This is a genomic window from Flavobacterium poyangense (assembly GCF_011751075.1).
GTDB lineage: Bacteria > Bacteroidota > Bacteroidia > Flavobacteriales > Flavobacteriaceae > Flavobacterium > Flavobacterium poyangense.
This window is the reverse complement of sequence record NZ_JAALLN010000001.1, coordinates 788,222-810,084: the sequence shown is the minus strand read 5'-3', so window position 1 is coordinate 810,084 and position 21,863 is coordinate 788,222. Positions and strand designations below refer to the sequence as shown.

Sequence of the window (21,863 nt, the reverse complement as noted above, 5' to 3'; positions counted from 1 at the left end):
AAGGGGATTATTTTTAAGTTTGAAAAGGGTGATAAAACGCAACTTTATTTCTTCGAAAAAAAATCTAAACATCTAAAAGAACGATCTTATTAAGGTTTGTGCTTTCAATTAAAAAAGGGCTGACAGACTTAAGTGTGAATTTTTGAGGCTCTTTTCTGTTGTGAAAGAGTTTCTGCTTTTTCTGTGCATAATTTTTTAAATTTGTGCTCTTATGAAAAAAGAACACTCCCTCTTTGACTTTTCGCAAAAGGTTAATTATAAAAACGAAATTTTAGCAGGTTTAACGGTGGCGATGACGATGATTCCAGAATCATTATCCTTTGCAATTCTTGCCGGATTTCCTCCTTTGGCCGGATTGTATGCCGCTTTTATAGCAGGTTTGGTGACAGCCGTTTTTGGTGGCAGACCCGGAATGATTTCGGGCGGAGCAGGAGCTACGGTGATTGTTTTGATCGCTTTGATGAAATCACATGGGATAGAATATGTTTTTGCAGCCGTAGCCTTAGGGGGAGTGGTGCAAATTTGTATTGGACTTTTTAAATTCGGGAAATTTATCAGACTGGTTCCACAGCCCGTGATGTTCGGTTTTGTAAATGGTCTTGCGGTAGTTATTTTTATGTCGCAGTTAGAGCAATTTAAAACGGTTGTAAACGGACAAGTAACCTGGCTTCAGGGAACTTCTCTGTATGTTATGTTAGGATTGACGGCACTTACAGTTGGTATTGTATTGCTGTTTTCTAAAATTACAAAAGCAGTTCCGGCCTCTTTGATCGCAATACTGGTAGTTTTTGTCCTTGTTTTAGTTTTTAATATTGAAACTAAAACCGTTCAGGATATTGCTTCTGTTCAAGGAGGGTTCCCGCCATTTCATATCCCGGTTATTCCATTATCTTTTGAAACTTTTAAAGTGATATTTCCCTATTCAGTAATCGTTGCAGCGGTGGGTTTAACAGAAGGTTTGTTAACACTTAATTTAGTAGACGAAATTACCGGAACACGTGGTAACAGCAATAGAGAATGTATTGCACAGGGAAGCTCTAATATTCTAAATGGTTTCTTTTTCGGAATGGGAGGATGCCCCATGATTGCTCAGACTTTGGTAAATCTTTCGGCGGGTTCCAGAGCCAGACTTTCGGGAATCATTGCGGCGATAACCATTTTAGTAATCATTCTTTTTGGAGCTCCGATAATCGGAAAATTGCCAATGGCTGCCTTAGTTGGGGTTATGATGATGGTGGCGATTACAACATTTGAATGGTCCAGTTTGAGGATTATAAACAAGATGCCAAAACACGATATTTTTGTTGGAATTCTGGTCGCCGTAATTACTATTTTATTGCACAATCTGGCCTTGGCGGTATTGATTGGGGTGATTGTTTCGGCCTTGGTTTTTGCCTGGGAAAGTGCAAAAAGAATCCGTGTGAGACATTTTATTGACGCTGAAGGAGTGAAACATTATGAAATCTACGGTCCTTTATTTTTTGGTTCTACAAAGCTTTTTATGGAAAAGTTCGATATACAAAATGATCCCGATAAGGTGATTGTTGACTTTAAAGAAAGCCGTATTGCAGATATGTCAGCGATTGAAGCAGTAAATAATCTAACTAGAAAATACAGCGAATTAGGTAAAGTGATTCAGTTAGAACATTTAAGTGAGGACTGCAGAATAATACTTAAAAACGCAGATGCCGTTATCAAAGTAAATGTAATCGAAGATCCAACTTATAAGGTAGTGAGTTAATTGGGTTTTAAAAAAGTTGTCACAAATTGCACGAATTAACACAAATTATTGCGGCCCAAAATTATACATTCGTGTAAATTCGTGCAATTCGTGGCTTATTTTTTCAGCATGTTTTTTACTTCGCTAAATTTCCCGTCTACTTCATCGATTTTTAAATTTAATAGATGTGCAATTAAAGGATAAACAGAAATGTTCTGAAACGATCCGACTGTTTTATCAACTTTAAAAGCGGGGCCTTTTGCATAAAAGATGGCTTGCATGTCTTTATTTCTGTTATCGTAACCATGTGTTCCGCCATTAGTAGTTTGTGTTTTATTTTTTGCCAGACTATATCCTTTTTTAGCCTCGATGACAAAATCCAACACTCTTGGATTGGTTCCAAAATGAAGTCTTTTAGGGATATCGGCCGGTTTCCAGAATTTAATATGGGGAACTTTTTTTAAGGCACGGGCAATAGAATCCGCGCAACCCGGTTTTGCCTGTAAGCTCATAATCGGGTTAATGACCTCTTTGTAGCCTAACCATTCGGGTTTGAGATAATCTAAAAGAACTACTTTTTTATCGTCACTGATTTTTGCCATTCCGTGGTCTGAGACAATAATCAGGTTAATTTGTTTTCCAATTGGTAATTGATCGAGCTTTGTGGACAATTGTCCCATAACAGCATCCATTCTTCGAACTGTCTTTTCAATTTCGGGAGAAGAGGGGCCAAAGTTATGACCTGTATGATCAGGTTCGTCAAAATATAAAGTAATGAGATGCGGGCGTTGCTGTTCCGGAAGTTGCAGCCATTTTAGTACAGTGTCAATTCGGGTTTCATAAGGGATTTTAGCATCGTACTTTTTATAAATACCGGGTCTTTTCTGATCTGTATCGGATCCTGGCCAGAAAAACGAAGCTGCTTTTACCCCTTGCTGCTCGGCAACATTCCAAATAGGGTTGCCACCATAAAAACGAGAATCATTTTTTGCTGCTGTTGCTAATGAAAAAGATTCTTTTAATGTATTGTCGTAAAAAGCATTATTTATGATGCCGTGATGATCGGGATAAAGTCCCGTAACAATAGCATAGTGATTAGGGAAAGTTTTGCTGGGATAGGAGGGGCGCATTGATTTGGCATGAACACCTTGTTGTGCTATTTTTTCAAGATTCGGAAGTTTATACCGCTCGGCATAATCCCAACGAAATCCGTCCATAGAAACCAATACTACATAATTGTCCTTATTGGACTGTGAATGTAAAAAAGAGGTGAGAAGTAAGCATGTAAAAGATAAAACGTAGGCGGTGAATTTTCTCATTTTGTAAATTTTATAGCATTACAAAGGTATCAATAAAGAGTTTTTAAAGGAAAAACACAATGTTAAACTAAGGAAAACTTCTCAAGAATTATAAAAATTTCAATTAACCGCGTCCGGGTAATAATCAGAAAATAATTCGTGATAAATCGAGCAATTGCTTCGCCTGTTCGCTATCGCTCGAGTCATGGCAAAGAATTTTTTTAAATCAGTAAAATCTGTGGCAGCATTTTTATTTTGCCACAGGTTAAAAGAATTAAAATGATTATTTCTCAGTTAAAAGAGAATAATTCGTGGTAATTCGCGCAATTGCTTCGCCTGTTCGTTATCGCTCGAGTTGCGGCAAAAAAATCTTTTAAATCAGTGAAATCTGTGGCAAAAAAAAACGCCAAATAGAAAATTTCTATCTGGCGTTTTATAGCGTAAGAAGTTAAGAATGATTACATCATTCCCGGCATACCGCCACCCATTGGCATTCCGCCAGCGTTTTCTTCTTTAATGTCAATTAAAGCACATTCTGTAGTTAAGATCATTCCCGAAACAGATGCAGCGTTTTCAAGTGCTACACGAGTTACTTTTTTAGGATCGATAATTCCTGCTTTTAGCATATCTACATACTCATCAGTTTTTGCATTGTATCCAAAATCACCTGAACCTTCGCCCACTTTTGCTACAACTACAGACCCCTCAAGACCTGCATTTTCAACGATAGTTCTTAATGGAGATTCAACAGCGCGGGAAACAATATGAATTCCTGTAGCCTCGTCAGCGTTGTCAGCTTTTAGGTCAGCTAAAGCAGTTTTAGCTCTCAATAAAGCTACACCACCACCGGCAACGATTCCTTCTTCAACAGCAGCACGAGTAGCATGTAAAGCATCATCAACTCTGTCTTTTTTCTCTTTCATTTCTACTTCAGAAGCAGCTCCAACATAAAGAACAGCAACACCACCTGCTAATTTAGCCAAACGCTCTTGCAATTTTTCTTTATCGTAATCAGATGTAGTTGTTTCCATCTGACCTTTAATTTGGTTCACACGGTTTTTGATGATATCAGCTTCACCGGCACCACTTACAATGGTAGTGTTGTCTTTATCGATAGAAACTCTTTTTGCAGTTCCTAACATTTCGATAGTAGTGTTTTCAAGTGTATATCCTCTTTCTTCAGAAATTACAGTTCCACCCGTTAAGATAGCGATATCTTCTAACATTGCTTTTCTTCTGTCTCCAAAACCAGGAGCTTTTACAGCAGCAATTTTTAAGGCTCCGCGTAATTTGTTTACTACCAAAGTAGACAAAGCTTCTCCGTCAACATCTTCAGCAATAATCAATAATGGTTTTCCTGATTGTGCAACCGGCTCTAAAACAGGTAATAATTCTTTTAAAGAAGATACCTTTTTATCGTATAATAAGATGTATGGAGCGTCTAATTCAACTTCCATTTTCTCCGGATTGGTAACAAAATATGGAGAAAGATATCCTCTGTCAAATTGCATTCCTTCTACAACATCAACGTAAGTATCTGTTCCTTTAGCTTCTTCAACAGTAATTACACCTTCTTTACCTACTTTAGCGAAAGCAGTAGCGATCAAATCACCAATTACTTCGTCATTGTTTGCAGAGATAGAAGCAATTTGTTTGATTTTATCAGAATCACTTCCAACTACTTTAGCTTGTTTTGCTAAGTCAGCAACGATAGCTTCAACAGCTTTATCGATACCGCGTTTCAAGTCCATTGGATTTGCTCCCGCAGCAACGTTTTTCAAACCTTCTTTTACGATAGCCTGAGCTAAAACAGTAGCCGTTGTAGTTCCGTCTCCTGCTAAATCATTGGTTTTAGAAGCCACTTCTTTAACCATTTGTGCGCCCATATTTTCTAATGGGTCTTTTAATTCGATTTCTTTTGCAACAGAAACACCGTCTTTAGTAACAGTTGGTCCACCAAATGATTTCCCGATAATTACGTTACGACCTTTTGGTCCCAAAGTTACTTTTACTGCATTTGCTAATGCATCAACACCACGTTTTAGTCCGTCACGTGCTTCAATATCAAATTTTATATCTTTTGCCATTTCTTTGAATTTTGTTTAAAGTTTGATTAGTTTCAAGTTATTGGGTCTTAATTCTTAATACACATAACTTAATACTTAATTATTTTTAGATTATCGCAAGAATATCATCTTCACGCATGATTAAATAATCGGTGCCTTCCAGTTTTAATTCTGTTCCGGCATATTTACCATAAAGAACAGTGTCACCCACTTTTACAGTCATAGTGTGATCTTTAGATCCGTTTCCAACTGCAACTACAGTCCCTTTTTGAGGTTTCTCTTTGGCAGTATCTGGAATAAAGATTCCTGAAGCAGTTTTAGTTTCAGCTGCAACAGGCTCGATAAGTACGCGGTCAGAAAGCGGTTTAATATTTAAAGCCATAATTTTATTTATATTTTAGGTTATACTTTTTTAATGTTCAGAAACTTTCAGAAATTATGCCATGCTTAAAAAACTGCCATTATTTCCTAAAAAAAATGCCAGCTTTGACAGGCTGGCATTTCAATTTTATATCAAAATTATTATTTTGTTGCAGGAGCTGCCGGAGCAGGAGTTTGTTGAGCCGGAGCAGCTGGTGTTTTAGCAGCCGGAGCTTCGGTTTTTTCGATAAGTTTAGAGTCAGTATCACTTAATGATCCTGTAAAGCTTAAGCTTGAAAGTAAGATTAAAGCGATCAAAATAGTAGCTAACGTCCAGGTACTTTTATCTAAAAAGTCTGTTGTTTTTTGTACTCCACCTAGCATTTGAGTTCCGCTAATTGTAGAAGACAATCCGCCTCCTTTAGGGTTCTGTACCATAATTACTACGATCAATAGAAAGCAAACTATTGTGATTAAAACTAAAAAAATTGAAAATGTGCTCATTGTTTAATTGTTATTGTTATTTTGTTGTAAAATCTTTATATCCGATATGCGGTCTGCAAAGAAACTAATTTTTTCTGGATATTTCAAAATTAATATTTCATATGCCTGGATTGCTTTTGTATATTTCTTTTGTTCTAAATATACTCTGGCTAAAGTCTCTGTCATCAAGTACGGATTCTCTTCTTTATTGATGTCAAATTGAGTTGTGGTAGTTGCTGCGACTGACTTAACCGGTGTGATTTTCGGATTTGTTTCGATGAATTTATCAATTAGTTCCGCTTTTTTCTTTTTTTCGTCCTCTATTGCTTCTGTTTCGTCGATTGGAGCAACGGCTTCCATAACGGGTTCAGGAGTCTTCTCGACTTCGATTACAGCTTCCGTATTTTCTTGCGGAGCTTCATTCGTTAGCTCGATTGGAGCAATGGCTTCAATAACAGGTTCAGGAGTCTTCTCAACTTCGTTTACAGCTACCGTGTTTTCTTGCGGGCCTTCATTCGTTCGGTCAATAGGTTCTGTTCTGGACAATTGTAACCATTCCTGAAACGAGTGTTTTTCACTAACAGAAAAATCCAGCGGTTTTCCGATTTCCAGATTTTCTTCTGCAATTTTTAAGTTGTCCTGAGTGTCAGTTTCTTTTGGCTCTGTCGTAATTGCTGCCTCTTCAAAAGCAACCGATGTAGCTTCTTTTAAAGAAGTAAAAGTTGATTCTTCAATAGGATCAATGTGAACGTCAGGAGTTGTTACTGTTTTTTCAGCAACAATTGGTGTTTCTTCTTGTGTAGAAGTTAAAGCAGGTTGCTCAACTGTTTGTATTGGTTTTTCAAAAGCAGTAATTGCCTCTTCTTTTATAGGAACAATAATAGGTTGTTCTGTGATAGGAGCAACGGTTTGTTCTTCGGCTTTTGTTGGTTCTTTCGAAACAACTTCGGTTTCTTCCTTTATATAAGTTGAAGAAGCTTGTTCAATTGGAGTGCCGGTTACAGGCTCTTCTGTTTTGATTAATTCTTCAAAAACAACTTCTGTTTCTTCTTTTGCAGGCAGAACAACAGGTTGTTGTTCAGTAACAATGTCGGCAGGTTGTTCCTTGGCTTTTATGACTTCTTCAAAAACGACCTCAGGTTCTATTTTTATCGGAATAATAACAGGAGCAACAGGTTTTTCTTCTGTTTTTATAGACTCTTCAAAAACAACAGTTGTGGCTTGTTTGATAGAAGTTAGTATAGATTGTTCGATCGGATCGATTCTAATCTCGGGAACTTTTTGGATTTCCGGTAAAACAATTTCACTTTCAAAAACAGTAATGTCCAAAAGGTCCAGTAGTTTCTGATCGTAATAGTCATTTTGAATGGAGACAAAAGTCTCAGAAGTGATAAAGTCAAACAGTACAGAGCGATCTGTAGTGTGAGCTGCGGTAACTTTCAAAGCATAATTATACTTAAAGCTATTCTGGTTGTAAAGTCCTTTTAATCGTAATGCTCTTGCACTTTGAAAATACGGAAATTCATTCAGAACATTGCCTAATCCTTCCGTTTGCTTTTCGGTAATAGCATCGGGTTTATTTATTAGGTATGTATAATCAGTTACATTCATTGTTTTATGCTTTGGTTTAATCCTTTAGTTTTGTGTTGATTCGATGATTAACAAATTACCATTTGGCCAATGACTCATTAAAAATATCCTGAGTAATTCTCTCGTAAATCTCTTTTATGGCAGAATTTAAAGCAGAACCTATTAATTGTTGATCTCCTGCATAGTCTTTGTAGAATTCAAATGTTCTTTCAAAATCATCCGCTTCCTTCTTTTTGTTAGTGAATCGAACATTAATACGAATCGTTAAACGGTTCTGAGCTGCCTGTTGGTCAGCGGTAGCCGTCATTGGAGTTATTCTGTAGTCTACAATTTCTCCTTCATAAACCAAATCCCCACCGGTGCTGACTAAGTTTAGATTGGTTTGGTTTTGAATTAAATCCTGCAAAGTCAAAGTAAAATCCCTGTCGATTCCCGGTTCAATCAGAGCTGCATTATTCTGGAAAAAGTTAACCTGAAAAGTTTCTGCATCAATTTTTCCTGTTCCTGTAAAGTTGTAAACACTACAACCACTTAATAGAAAGAGGCTGATAAAGGCAAATAAAGAATATATTTTTTTCATAATAATAGTTGAAAAATTCCAATTTTTTGAAATTCCAAATTCCAAATTTTTTCAAATATACTAATTTGAAATTTGGAATTTGTTTTTTAAAACGAACTCCCCAAACTTGGAATTTGGGATTTTCTTTTTTTGGAATTTATTGTTGTTATAAATCGAATTGTTTAATTTTTCGGTATAAAGTTCGTTCTGAGATGCCAAGTTCATCAGCAGCCGCTTTGCGTTTTCCTTTGTTTTTCTCTAATGATTTTTTGATCATTTCGATTTCTTTTTGTTCCAGACGCAAGATTTCCTCTTCTTCAATTGTTTCGGCATCGAGATAATTGTTGTCATCTTGTATGCGGTAATTCTCTTCGCGGGCTGCAGGTGTCATGACCGCTGTTCTTGGTTCTTCTTCAAAATCTATTTCGCTCTCATTTTCCTGTGAACCGTATATTTTCTGAATTAAATTGGGATTGATATCCTGAACTTTTGAACTGCCGTTTTTCATTAATTCTAAAGTCAGCTTTTTCAGGTCATTTAGGTCGCTCTTCATGTCAAAAAGGACTTTGTACAGAATGTCTCTCTCGGTACTGAAATCACTTTCTTTTTTCTTATCGCTGATTACGGAAGGCAAATTACTCCCTTCCACAGGTAAATAAGATTGTAAAGTAGATAAGGAAATATCGCGATTGGTCTCTAAAACTGAAATTTGTTCGGCTACATTTCGTAGCTGACGAATGTTCCCGTTCCATCTGAATTTCTGTAAAAGCTGAACAGCATCATCATCCAGTTTCAAAGGCGGCATTTTGTATTTATGTGCAAAATCGGCCACAAACTTTCTGAATAACAAATGGATGTCGTCGTTTCTTTCGCGTAATGGCGGCAAAGTAATTTCAACAGTTGTCAGACGATAGTACAAATCCTCGCGGAATTTTCCTTTTTCAATGGCATTAAATAAATTGACATTTGTTGCAGCAACGATTCTCACGTTTGTTTTTTGAACCTGAGAAGAACCTACTTTTATAAATTCTCCGTTTTCAAGTACACGCAGTAACCTAACCTGAGTGGTAAGGGGTAATTCACCTACTTCATCGAGGAAAATTGTTCCACCGTCAGCCACTTCAAAATAGCCTTCACGGGTACTGGTTGCTCCTGTAAAAGCACCTTTTTCATGTCCAAAAAGTTCACTGTCAATTGTTCCTTCCGGAATAGCTCCGCAGTTTACGGCAATATATTTACCATGCTTTCGGTGTGAAAGCGAATGGATAATCCTCGGAATATTTTCTTTACCAACACCACTTTCTCCCGTTACCATTACTGATATATCGGTAGGAGCAACCTGAATTGCTTTTTCGATAGCGCGGTTTAATTTTGGATCATTTCCAATAATTTCAAAACGTTGTTTTATTGCTTGAACGGTCTCCATTTGCTTTTTGTTTCAAGTTTTTATTTGTTTCAGGTTTACTATACGTACTTTAGAAACTTAACTTTTTAAACTCTTTTTTATTCGATATTTTTATCACTTTATAGGTATTCTTGGGTAATTGAGATTGATGAATTTTTATCTGAAATGTTTTTTTATTTTCTATTTTGAAATTTAAGACTCGAGATAATTTTTTATGTACCCAATAGTAAGGCCTCAATTTACAGAGAAAACTTGAAACTTGAAACTTTTTTAATTCATGCTGCTCAATCCTACAGCTTCCCCTTTTAGAGTTCCGCTGGTGCAGTTTGTGATTTTTACATTCACAAAATCTCCAATTTTATAATTCTCTTTTGGAAAAACCACCGTGATACTTTGTGAGTTTCTACCTGAGAACTCTTCTTTAGACTTTTTAGAAACTTTCTCGACTAAAACCTCTACCGTTTGACCAATAAACTCTTCAGAACGGAACCAGGCATGTTTTTGTTGTAAATCGACAATTTCTTGTAATCTTCGTGCTTTGGTTTCTTCCGGAACATCATCTTTCATTTTTCTTCCGGCCAAAGTTCCCGGACGTTCAGAATACGAATACATATAACCAAAATTATATTTCACATATTCCATTAAGCTCATCGTATCCTCGTGATCTTGCTCCGTTTCTGTTGGGAAACCGGCAATCATATCTTGTGAAATCGACGCATTCGGAACAATTGCTCTGATTTTATCAATCAAAGTCATGTATTCTTCACGTGTGTGCAGACGATTCATTTCTTTTAAAATTCGGTTACTTCCCGATTGAACCGGTAAGTGAATGTGTTTACAGATATTCGGGTATTTTGCGATAACGTGCAAAATGCTTTCGTGCATATCCTGCGGATTTGAAGTCGAAAAACGAATACGCATTTTAGGAAAACCAACAGCAACCATTTCAAGCAATTGATCAAAATCTACGGCTGTTGCTTTTTGCATTTCAGAGGCATTTACAAAATCCTTTTTCAAACCGCCGCCGTACCAAAGGTAACTGTCAACGTTTTGTCCTAAAAGAGTAATTTCTTTAAAACCATTGTTCCATAGATCCTGAATTTCTTTCATGATACTTTGCGGTTCACGGCTGCGCTCGCGTCCACGAGTAAAAGGTACTACGCAAAAGGTACACATATTATCGCAACCACGTGTGATAGAAACCAAAGCGGTGATTCCGTTGCTCATTAAACGAACGGGTGAAATATCTCCGTACGTTTCTTCTTTTGATAAAATGACATTGATAGCGTCACGACCTTCTTCAACTTCAGATAATAGATTTGGTAAATCTTTATAAGCATCCGGGCCAACAACAAGATCGACTATTTTTTCTTCTTCCAGAAACTGACTTTTCAAACGCTCCGCCATACAGCCCAAAACGCCTACTTTCATTTTCGGATTAATACGTTTTACAGCATTATATTTCTCCAGACGTTTGCGGATCGTTTGTTCTGCTTTGTCTCTGATGGAGCAGGTGTTTACTAAAACCAAATCAGCCTCTTCTAAAACAGAAGTAGTGTTATATCCGCCTTCAGATAAAATGGAAGCTACGACTTCACTGTCCGAAAAATTCATCGCACAACCGTAACTCTCTATAAAAAGTTTTTTAGTATTCTCAGGTTTATTTTCTAAAACAAGACTTTCGCCCTGTTTGCTTTCTTCAATTATCTTTTCCATAAGCACTTTCAGAAGTGAATTTTAATAAGGTGGCAAAGGTACAATTATTTGAATGATTATGACAAGATGTCAGATGAAGATTTAACATTGTTTTTGAGTTTTTTCTGGAGGCAAAACAAGCTGCCTTTTCGTGAATTGGACTCAAAAAATGCTTGCCGCGACTCGAGCGATAGCGAACAGGCGAAGCAATTGCACGAATTTTCACGAATTGTTTTTTTACTTATAAATAATCCCTTTAATTCTTTAATCTGTGGCAAAAAAGAGAATAGCCACAGATTTCACAGATTTCACAGATTTTTTTTTGATTGGTCTATATCAATTGCCTCCAGTTTTTAACTGGAGGTAGAGAATTGATCAATAATTAAATAGGCTTTAGCCAAATTCTTTGAAGGTTCGGCTAAAGCCTTTGTGTCTTTCTTATACAACCACCAGTTAAAAACTGGAGGCAATTCAAATAAGACTTTTATTATTTGTATTCGGATTGCAATTAAATAAAGTGATCAAGTAGCAATTTGAATTGATTGCAATTAAACAACCGGGTTCGGAGTAAAAACAAAGTAATTCGTGAAAATTCGTGCAATTAGTGGCAAATTTTAGCTTAAAACTCCATATAAAATGGCAGCTAAAGCGGCTCCTAACAGCGGTCCTGCAATGGGAATCCAGGCATAGTTCCAGTCGCTGCTTCCTTTGATTGGAAGAAGAGTGTGTATAATTCGTGGGCCTAAATCACGAGCCGGATTAATTGCATAACCTGTGGTACCCCCCAAAGACAAACCGATACCCCAAACCAAAAAGGTAACAGGAATAGCACCTGCTGAACCTAATCCTATTTTTGCAGATGGATCGGCAGCCAGTGTAATGCTTGGATCGGAAAAATAAAAGATCACAAAGACAAGTACAAATGTTCCGATTATTTCGCTGATAAGATTTGAAAATGGATTTCTGATTGCCGGACTGGTACTAAAACAAGCTAATTTGGCGCCCTCATCTTCTGTGGCAGCAAAATGATCTTTGTGAAAGAGCCAAACCAAAAACGCTCCCGCCATAGCACCAATTATTTGAGCAATAATATATGAAGGGACCAAAGCCCATGAAAATTTTCCGGCAATGGCCAAGCCAACAGTTACGGCAGGATTTAAGTGCGCGCCACTAACCGGGCCTGCAACCTGAACGCCAACAAAAACAGCTAAAGCCCAGGCTGTAGTAATTACCATCCATCCTGAATTGTTGCCTTTAGTATTTTTTAAAACTACGTTTGCAACTACGCCGTTTCCTAGTAATATAAGAAGCATGGTTCCTATTATTTCAGCTGTAAATGGAGTCATTTTTGTATGTTTTAGGTTAATAAACTTAGGGAGATTCTTTTGAATTGTATTTAATATATAGTTGTGTGTAAAGTTTTTCACGCAGATTCAGCAGATTTATTTGAAGAGTTTTACCGCAAACAAAAAGATCCGCATAATCTGCTAAATCTGCGTGAAAAAAAAATCTTCGTGGCAAGTGAAACGCCTATTATGCAGTTTTAAAAATGATGTTTCTATTTGTTAAAAAATGTGCTTAATGAGCTAATCCTCAATCCATTTTGTAGTGCGTCCGACGGCTTTGTTCCAATCGTGTACAAGTTGGTCTACTTCTGTTTTTGGCATTTCAGGCGAAAATATTCTGTCTACAGACCATTGTTTTTGTAACTCGTCTACACTTTCCCAATACCCGACAGCTAATCCGGCCAGATAGGCGGCGCCCAGGGCTGTTGTTTCCAAAGTTTTGGGACGTATAACTTTAAAGCCAAATAAATCCGATTGAAATTGCAACAGTAGATTGTTTACTACCGCTCCGCCATCTACTCTTAATTCTTTTCCTGCATTTCCGGAGTCGGCTTCCATTGATTTTGCTAAATCAAATACCTGATAAGCGATTCCTTCTAAAGTGGCTCGTGCTATATGTGCGCTTGTAGTACCACGGGTAATCCCTAAGATGGCTCCTCTGGCATATTGATCCCAATGTGGGGCACCTAATCCTGTCAGTGCAGGGACAAAATAAACACCACCATTGTCCGGAACACTTGCCGCTAAGGCTTCGATTTCGTCTGAGGAGTTAATCATTTTTGCACCGTCTCGTAGCCATTGTACCGCTGCTCCACCTACAAAAACACTTCCTTCCAGGGCATAAGTTGTTTTGCCGTTTATTTTCCAGGCGACTGTAGTCAGTAGATTGTTTTTAGAATAAACAGGTTGATCTCCGGTGTTCATTAACATAAAACAACCCGTTCCGTAGGTATTTTTCATCATTCCGGGTTCGGTGCATAATTGTCCAAAAAGTGCTGCCTGCTGATCTCCGGCTACACCCGAAATGGGAATTTTTGTAGAAAATAGAGTAGTACTCGTTTCCCCGTATATTTCGCTGCTTTGTTTTACTTCGGGTAACATGGCTCTTGGAATGTCAAATAATTCCAATAACTCGGGATCCCATTCCAGGGTATGAATATTTAGGAGTAAGGTTCTGCTGGCATTAGAAACATCTGTCATAAACATTTTACCTCGGGTTAGTTTCCAGATGAGCCAGGTGTCTACAGTTCCAAAGCACAGTTTTCCTTGCTCTGCTTTTTCGCGTGCCCCTTCAACATTGTCTAAAATCCATTTTAACTTAGTTCCTGAAAAGTAGGCGTCCAGTATCAGACCTGTTTTTTTCTGAATCATATCAGAATGGCCTTGTGCTTTTAGTTCATCGCAATATTTGGCAGTTCGGCGATCTTGCCAAACAATGGCATTGTACAAGGGTTCGCTGGTTTCCCGGTCCCAAACAATAGTAGTTTCGCGTTGGTTGGTGATGCCGATTGCAGCGATTTCTCTTCCTGAAATTCCCACTTTTGCAATAACTTCGGCTGCAACACTGATTTGCGAATACCAGATCTCATTAGGATCGTGTTCTACCCATCCCGGTTTTGGAAAAATTTGTTCGTAGGATTTTTGAGAAATGCTCACAATTTCGCCATCATGATTAAATACGATCGCTCTCGAGGAGGTGGTTCCCTGATCCAATGTTAAGATTAGTTTATTTTGCATAGTGGTTGGTATGTGGTTAATTTAAGTTGCTAGTTGTAAAATGTATATTGTAAAATGTATATTGTAAAATGTAAAATGTGATATGCTAGTTTGAAAGGATAAATAATTTAATTAACTGATTTTCTTGTTTTTAAGCGAAGCGTTAGAATTTAAGTGTATTGTTACTGTATTTCAGCGATATGACACAACTATATGTTCGTACAATGCAAGATAGTAATCAATTAAACAAAACTTATCGCTTTTCACATTTTACATTTTGCTTTTCACATTTCACATTTCACATTTTACATTTTACATTTTACAGTTGGTAATTTAAGTCAGTTAGGTTTGTTTTTCGTGAAATTCGGACAATAAGAATCCGTTGGCAAGATGTTTAAACTCGGCTATTTGCCTATGAATCCATTTTTCGTCATGACCAAGTTCTTTTGCCAGTAATTGAGCTACTTTTTCGCAGCAGCTAATGGCTGCCCTTGCGTCTAAAAATAACAAACGAACTCTTCTTGCCAGTACATCATCTACCGTTCTGGCCATTTCGTAACGAACAGCCCAGGCAACTTCTGCTATAGTATAGTCGTAATTCGGATGTAGTTTTTCTTTTAGTTCAGGCTCGTTATTTTGTAATTCTGCTATTTTAGGAATGTCAGTTCCGTAGATGTATAAATGATTGGCTCTCGCTGTTGAATCTGTTTTTAAATTTCCGTGAATGGAGAGTTGTTCTGTTTTGCATTTCTTTTTAGGTAAACGATGTACGGCGATGGCTTTGTTTATAATGTCTTCTGCTATTTTTCTGTAAGTAGTCCATTTTCCTCCCGTTATGGTTATCAATCCGGTTTCAGAGACAATGATCTTGTGACTTCTGGATACTTCTTTGGTACTTTTTCCTTCTTCCTTTGGTGCGGCCAATGGTCTTAGCCCTGCAAAAACAGAGAGGACATCTGCGCGTGTTGGTTTTTTTGTTAAAAAGCGTTGCGCGGTTTCTAAAATAAATTCGATTTCTGTTTCCAGTGCAATGGGCTCCAGACTGTGTTTTCTAATTAAAGTATCGGTGGTTCCTACTACTATTTTATTGTGCCAGGGCACTGCGAACAATACTCTGCCGTCACTTGTTTTTGGAATCATTAATGCCTGATCGCCCGGTAAAAAGGAATGATCAAATACTAAATGAATTCCCTGACTTGGAACAATGTATTTTTTGTACACGGTATCGTTTAGTTTCATGATCGCATTGGTAAAAACACCGGTTGCGTTTATGACCGCTGTGCCTTTTATATTGTATTTGTCACCCGTTTCATGGTCAATCGCCTGAACACCTGTGACCTGATTGTTATCGTCTTTTAGCAGATTCATGACTTTAAAATAATTGAGAACGCAGGCTCCTTGTTCTACGGCAGTTTGTGCAATATTTATGGCCAGACGAGAATCATCAAATTGTCCGTCTTGGTAAATAACGCCACTTTTGAGACTTTTTGGTTCTACCGTAGGAAGCAATGCTACGGTTTTTTCCTTTGAGAGGTATTTAGAGCGTCCTAAACTTAGTCTGCCGGCCAGCAGATCATAAATCGTAAGACCGATGGTATAGAAATAACCACCCCACCAATTGTAATTGGGTATAACAAAGGACTGGTTTTTGACTAAATGACCTGCATTTTGCGCCAGTAAACCTCTTTCTTTTAAAGCTTCATGTACCAAAGGAATATTGCCTTGCTCGAGATAACGAACACCACCATGAACTAATTTAGTGCTCCTGCTGGAAGTGCCTTTTGCAAAATCTACTGCTTCAACCAAAACGGTTTTGTACCCTCTGCTTGCGGCATCAAGGGCAGTCCCGAGTCCGCTTGCGCCACCTCCAATCACGATAACATCCCATTGCGGGGTTTGTTTTAGTTTGGTTAGCTGTTCTGTTCGTTTCATGCTACTCTTTTTTAGGGTCATTGTGAATAACAAATATAACGAAACCAAATGAAGCTGGAGAAAATGGAGAGCAATGTGATTTTTGCTAAGGACTGGTTAAGAATTACCGCAGTTTTGATAAGAGTTATGAGATTTTTGGTGTTAAAAATCACACATTTTTGGAGTATAAACTCTTAAAACTTATACCTATATATGTAATCGTGATGTTTACAGATAAATCTGTAATTTTTAGAAACATATTATTAAAATACTTCAAAAATCAATAAGCAAGGTTAATATTTAAAAAAAATAGATACTTTTGTTGCAGAAAAATAGAGCAATGGCAAAGAATTTAGTAATAGTGGAATCACCTGCAAAGGCGAAAACGATAGAGAAATTTCTAGGAAGTGATTTTCAGGTAGAGTCAAGTTATGGGCACATAGCCGACTTACCATCAAAGGAAATAGGGGTAGATGTAGAAAATGGATTTAAACCTAAATATGAAGTTTCTTCTGATAAAAAAGCTTTAGTAAGTAAACTGAAAACACTATCTAAAAATGCCGAAATGGTTTGGTTAGCGAGTGATGAGGACCGCGAAGGGGAAGCTATTTCATGGCATCTTGCGGAAGAACTGAAACTGGATACCAAAAAGACAAAGCGAATTGTTTTTCACGAGATTACCAAAGGTGCCATTCTTAAGGCAATTGACAATCCAAGAGAAATTGATTATAATTTAGTAAATGCTCAACAGGCGCGTCGTGTTTTAGACCGTTTGGTGGGGTATGAATTATCACCGGTTTTATGGAGAAAAATTAAAGGAGGGCTGTCTGCCGGTCGTGTACAGTCTGTTTCTGTTCGTTTGATCGTTGAGAGAGAACGCGAGATTCAGAATTTTAGCGCCGTAGCAAGTTACTCCGTAGTAGCAGAATTTGTTAATGAAGCCGGAAAAGCATTCAAAGCAAAACTGCCAAAAAATTTCAATACGAAAAAAGAAGCCGAAGATTTCTTAAAACAGAATATCGGTTCTATATATAAGGTAGCGGATTTAGAAACTAAACCTACCAAAAAATCACCGGCAGCACCTTTTACAACTTCGACTTTACAACAAGAAGCGGCCAGAAAGTTGTATTTACCGGTTGGTATTACCATGCAATTAGCACAGCGTTTATACGAAGCGGGACTTATTACGTATATGAGAACCGATAGCGTAAATCTTTCTAAAGATGCGATGGATGCTGCAGAAGCAGAAATTATAAAATCATACGGAAAAGAATTCTCTAAGCCACGAACTTTTGCAACTAAAAGCAAAGGAGCACAAGAGGCGCACGAGGCAATTCGTCCGACAGATATGTCACGTCATACCGTAAATATTGATCGTGATCAGGCTCGTTTGTACGATTTGATCTGGAAAAGAACATTGGCATCTCAAATGAGCGATGCACAACTGGAAAGAACAAACGTAAAAATCGAAGCCGATAATCATGGCGAAATTTTTACAGCTTCAGGAGAAGTTTTACTTTTTGAAGGTTTCTTAAAAGTGTACTTAGAAGGACATGATGACGATGAGGAAGAGCAGGAAGGTATGCTTCCGGCATTAAAAGTAAACGAGAAGTTAGCAAACAATTATATTACCGCTACCGAAAGATATTCAAGACCACCGGCACGTTATACGGAAGCATCGTTGGTGAAAAAACTGGAAGAATTAGGAATCGGACGTCCGTCTACGTATGCGCCAACTATTTCGACTATTATCAACAGAAATTATGTTGAAAAAGGAACTCTTGAGGGTCAGGAACGTAATTATACACAACTTACTTTGCAAAACAGTAAAGTTGGTGAAAAGTTGTTAAAAGAAAATACAGGTTCTGATAAAGGAAAATTAGTTCCTACAGATATCGGAACTATTGTAACGGATTTCCTTGTTAAGAATTTTGGAAATATCCTTGATTATAATTTTACCGCAAAAGTAGAGCAGGATTTTGATGAGATTGCTGAAGGAAATATTGACTGGGCGATCATGATGAAGGAGTTCTACGATAAATTTCACCCGAATGTAAAAGAAGTGGAGGCGAATGCGGAACGTGAAAGCGGAGAAAGAATTTTAGGAAAAGATGCAGACGGAAGACAGGTTTCTGTTCGTTTAGGAAAATTTGGCCCAATGGCTCAGATCGGAGAAGCGGACGATGAAGATAAAAAATTCGCCAGTTTGATGTCGGATCAAAATATCGGAAACATCACATTAGAAGAGGCACTTAACTTGTTTTTATTGCCTAAAAACTTAGGAGAATACAAAGGAGAAGAAGTAGAGGTGAGTAATGGACGTTATGGACCTTACGTACGTCACGGAAGTGTTTTTATCTCTTTGCCAAGAGGAGAAGATCCTTTGGGGGTTTCTAAAGAAAGAGCTCAGGAATTGATTGATGAAAAAGCACTTGCTGATGCACCGATTGCTGTTTACAAAGGAGAATCTGTTCAGAAAGGGGTGGGGCGTTTTGGTCCTTTCATTAAATGGAACGGTCTTTTTGTTAACGTGAATAAAAAATACAACTTTGATAATTTATCACAAGCAGATGTTGAAGAACTGATTGAAGATAAATTACAGAAAAATATAGATAAAGTTCTTCATAATTGGGAGGATGAAGGAATTTTAGTTGAAAAAGCACGTTGGGGTCGCTCGGTGATCACAAAAGGTAAGATTAAAATTGAATTAAGCAAAGATGTTGATGCTACAAAGCTTACATTGGCTGAGGTTCAGGAAATGATTGCCAAAAAAACACCGGCAAAGAAAACACCGGCTAAAAAAGCGACAACAACTAAAAAAGCAACAGCAACAAAAAAAGCACCGGCTAAAAAACCAGTTGCTAAAAAGAAATAAAAAATGGAATTTGATTTTCTAGAACCGGTTAATGACGGAATATTAAAATTCATTAGTTCGTTGTCTTCTCAGGAATTAGGCAGTAAGGTTGTTTTTCACACTCAGGATCAGTTTCCCGATATTAGTAAAGTTAGTATTGCTATTGTTGGTGTTTTAGAAGATCGCCGTAAGAGTGGAGTCATTAATGAGGTAAATCTGACAGCTATTCGAAAGAAATTTTATGGCATGTTTCCTGGTAATTGGGATGCATCTATAGCAGATTTAGGAGATATTCTTGCAGGAGATTCTGTAGAGGATACCTACTTCGCACTTAAGAAAGTAACATCAGCTTTAATTAAGAATAAAGTGATTCCGATAGTTTTAGGAGGTTCACAGGATTTAACCTATGCTATGTATCGTGCTTATGACGATTTAGAGCAGATGGTAAATATGGTTTCGGTAGATAATAAATTTGATTTTGGTAAAGACGACGAAGCGGTTTCTGCTAACTCATATTTGACAAAAATTATTATTGATGAGCCTAATAATCTCTTTAATTATTGTAATATTGGATTTCAGACGTATTACAATTCTCAGGAAGAAATTGATTTAATTGAAAAACTGTTTTTTGACGCTTACCGTTTGGGTGAGATTTCAAATAAAATTGCTTTGGCTGAACCTGTTTTCAGAGACGCAGATTTGGTTAGTATCGATTTAAATTCGGTAAAATCATCAGCTTCAGGGAATATGGTTTCTTTTGAGCCTAATGGTTTTAATGGAAAAGAGATTTGTGCTTTGGCGAGATATGCCGGAATTAGTGATAAGGTCTCTTCTTTTGGAGTCTTTAATCATAATAGTACGGTACAGGAAGCGGCTATTATTGGTCAGATCGTTTGGTATTTTATTGAGGGGTATCATTACCGTTCCAAAGAGTACCCGTTTGGAAGCAGGGCGAATTATTTAAAGTATATTGTTCCTTTAGAGGAGGAAGAGTTGATCTTTTATAAAAGTGACAAAACAGATCGTTGGTGGATTGAGATTCCGTACGAATCTAACGGGCACAATAAACTAAAAAGAAATACGTTATTACCCTGTTCTTATGACGAATATTTGCTTGCTTGTAATCAGGAATTGCCGGAAAGATGGTGGAAAGCGCAACGAAAAAACGCTTTGTAGACGGAAATTTTAATTAAAATAATAACTTTTTAAAGTTATTGAAAAAGAATTAAGAAACATTAGTAGGAAAAAAGTTATACACTATAAAAAAGAACGTTTTACGTCGGTTTTTTGCGTTAGTTTATCGATGAAATATTTTTTTTTTATTTTATTTAACATTATTTTTGAACGCTGAAATAAATTTCGTGACTAGTATTGTTTTTTAGCTAAATAATAAATACGTTTACGGACTTATAATAATGAATAGATAATCCCAAATTTATATGAAGAAGTTTATTGCATTTGCAACAATATTAACCCTAGTTGTCGGCTGTGGAAAATCAGGTGATAAAGGTGAGTTAGTTGGTGTTACAGGAGGAAAATGGCATCCTGAGAAACCTTATGGAATGACATTGGTTCCAGGTGGGTCTTTTATTATGGGTAAATCAGATGCTGATTTGGCTAATGTGGAAGATGCTCCAACTAAAACAGTGACAGTCCGTTCGTTTTATATGGACGAAACTGAAATTACCAACAGTGAGTACCGTCAGTTTGTAGAGTGGGTAAAAGACTCTACAATGAGAGTTCGTTTGGCTATTTTGGCTGACGAAACAGGTCAAAAAGGTGCAGGAGACGGTAAAGGTAAAAAAGCAGGTAGTATTGCTGATTATGCATTTAATGACTCTGATCCTGAAAAAATGACAGCTTACGATAAGTATATGTATGATAATTACTACAGCGTAGGAACAAAAGATGATCCTTATGCTGGTAGAAAGCTGAACAAAAAAGTAAAATTAATTAAAGATACTAAAGCGTATCCGGATGAGTATTACACTGAAGTAATGGATTCTATGTATTTACCAATCGAAGAGTCTTACAATGGTTTAAGAACAATTGATGTAAATAAATTGAAATTCCGTTACTCATGGATGGATATTCAGGCTGCTGCAAAAGCTAAAGTTGGAAAAAGGAAAGATTTCGTTAAAACAGAACAAGTAAGCGTTTATCCGGATACTACAGTTTGGATTAAAGATTTTGCTTATTCTTATAATGAGCCAATGCACAATGATTATTTCTGGCACAAAGCTTATGGAGATTATCCGGTAGTAGGTGTTACCTGGAAACAAGCAAAAGCATTTTGTGCTTGGAGAACATTGAACAAAAACAGTTATATTAAATCTAAGAAAAAAGGACGTGACTTAGTAAATGCATTCAGATTGCCAACAGAGGCAGAATGGGAGTATGCTGCAAGAGGAGGTCTGGAATCTGCTACATACCCATGGGGAGGTCCTTATACTAAGAGTGACAGAGGTTGTTTCTTAGCAAACTTCAAACCAAGCAGAGGAGATTATGCAGCTGATGAAGCTTTGTATACAGTTGAGGCTAAATCTTACGAAGTAAACGGTTACGGCTTGTACAATATGGCAGGAAACGTTTCAGAGTGGACAGATTCAGCTTACAATCCAAATGCATACGAGTATGTTTCTACAATGAACCCTAACGTTATTGACGGAAACAATCAAAGAAAAGTAGTTCGCGGTGGATCATGGAAAGATGTTGCTTACTTCCTACAGGTAAGTACTCGTGATCACGAATATGCGGATTCAGCCAGAAGTTATATTGGTTTCAGAACAGTTCAAGATTATATGGGAACTCAAGTAACCGGCAAAAAGAAGTAATTTTTTTAAATTAAATATCCAAATCA

14 protein-coding genes and 1 pseudogene are annotated in these 21,863 nt (G+C 37.2%); 4 read left to right on the top strand and 11 right to left on the bottom strand.

The features are described 5' to 3' along the window. Positions 1-211 precede the first annotated feature (211 nt). Entirely contained in the window at positions 212-1,741 is a 1,530-nt protein-coding gene (locus G3A47_RS03205; RefSeq protein WP_166920348.1) for a SulP family inorganic anion transporter, read from the top strand. A gap of 95 nt (positions 1,742-1,836) precedes the next feature. Here the strand turns inward: G3A47_RS03205 and G3A47_RS03200 are convergent, their stop codons facing one another. The 11 genes and pseudogenes from G3A47_RS03200 to G3A47_RS03150 all read right to left on the bottom strand — a co-directional run bounded on the left by G3A47_RS03200 (position 1,837) and on the right by G3A47_RS03150 (position 16,170). Continuing rightward, complete coding sequence (locus G3A47_RS03200) at positions 1,837-3,039, bottom strand: alkaline phosphatase family protein (RefSeq protein WP_166920346.1); 1,203 nt, start codon at positions 3,037-3,039, stop codon at positions 1,837-1,839. A 437-nt stretch (positions 3,040-3,476) separates the two neighbouring features. Next, entirely contained in the window at positions 3,477-5,105 is a 1,629-nt protein-coding gene (gene groL, locus G3A47_RS03195; protein ID WP_166920344.1) for a chaperonin GroEL, read from the bottom strand. 85 nt (positions 5,106-5,190) lie between these two features. Next, positions 5,191-5,466 carry a co-chaperone GroES gene (locus tag G3A47_RS03190; protein ID WP_012023920.1) on the bottom strand — a complete coding sequence of 92 codons (276 nt, stop codon included), beginning with the start codon at positions 5,464-5,466 and terminating at the stop codon, positions 5,191-5,193. Between the two features lie 140 nt (positions 5,467-5,606). Then, complete coding sequence (gene secG, locus G3A47_RS03185; protein WP_047778410.1) at positions 5,607-5,948, bottom strand: preprotein translocase subunit SecG; 342 nt, start codon at positions 5,946-5,948, stop codon at positions 5,607-5,609. Positions 5,949-5,951: 3 nt separating this feature from the next. After that, positions 5,952-6,548: pseudogene (locus tag G3A47_RS24730) on the bottom strand (tetratricopeptide repeat protein); the annotation flags it as partial. 1,045 nt (positions 6,549-7,593) lie between these two features. Next, positions 7,594-8,097, bottom strand: coding sequence for an LptE family protein (locus G3A47_RS03175; RefSeq protein WP_166920340.1), 504 nt, complete (start codon positions 8,095-8,097; stop codon positions 7,594-7,596). Positions 8,098-8,242: 145 nt separating this feature from the next. Further along, positions 8,243-9,502 (bottom strand): sigma-54 interaction domain-containing protein, encoded by a 1,260-nt coding sequence (locus tag G3A47_RS03170; protein ID WP_166920338.1) that lies wholly within the window; start codon positions 9,500-9,502, stop codon positions 8,243-8,245. 249 nt (positions 9,503-9,751) lie between these two features. Further along, positions 9,752-11,197, bottom strand: coding sequence for a tRNA (N6-isopentenyl adenosine(37)-C2)-methylthiotransferase MiaB (gene miaB, locus G3A47_RS03165; RefSeq protein WP_166920336.1), 1,446 nt, complete (start codon positions 11,195-11,197; stop codon positions 9,752-9,754). Positions 11,198-11,790: 593 nt separating this feature from the next. Further along, a complete protein-coding gene (locus G3A47_RS03160) occupies positions 11,791-12,522 on the bottom strand; it encodes an MIP/aquaporin family protein (RefSeq protein WP_166920334.1) in 732 nt (243 codons plus the stop codon). A gap of 240 nt (positions 12,523-12,762) precedes the next feature. Continuing rightward, positions 12,763-14,259, bottom strand: coding sequence for a glycerol kinase GlpK (glpK, locus tag G3A47_RS03155; protein ID WP_166920332.1), 1,497 nt, complete (start codon positions 14,257-14,259; stop codon positions 12,763-12,765). Between the two features lie 321 nt (positions 14,260-14,580). Further along, on the bottom strand, positions 14,581-16,170 hold the full coding sequence (locus G3A47_RS03150; RefSeq protein ID WP_166920330.1) for a glycerol-3-phosphate dehydrogenase/oxidase: 1,590 nt from the start codon (positions 16,168-16,170) through the stop codon (positions 14,581-14,583). 319 nt (positions 16,171-16,489) lie between these two features. On the opposite strand from G3A47_RS03150, the gene topA reads away from it, so the two are divergent. The 3 genes from topA to porK all read left to right on the top strand — a co-directional run bounded on the left by topA (position 16,490) and on the right by porK (position 21,837). Continuing rightward, positions 16,490-19,024 (top strand): type I DNA topoisomerase, encoded by a 2,535-nt coding sequence (topA, locus tag G3A47_RS03145; protein ID WP_166920328.1) that lies wholly within the window; start codon positions 16,490-16,492, stop codon positions 19,022-19,024. Positions 19,025-19,027: 3 nt separating this feature from the next. Next, positions 19,028-20,179: a formimidoylglutamase gene (locus G3A47_RS03140; RefSeq protein ID WP_166920326.1), complete on the top strand. Its 1,152-nt coding sequence runs from the start codon at positions 19,028-19,030 to the stop codon at positions 20,177-20,179. A 263-nt stretch (positions 20,180-20,442) separates the two neighbouring features. Beyond that, entirely contained in the window at positions 20,443-21,837 is a 1,395-nt protein-coding gene (porK, locus tag G3A47_RS03135; RefSeq protein WP_166920324.1) for a T9SS ring complex lipoprotein PorK/GldK, read from the top strand. Positions 21,838-21,863 lie beyond the last annotated feature (26 nt).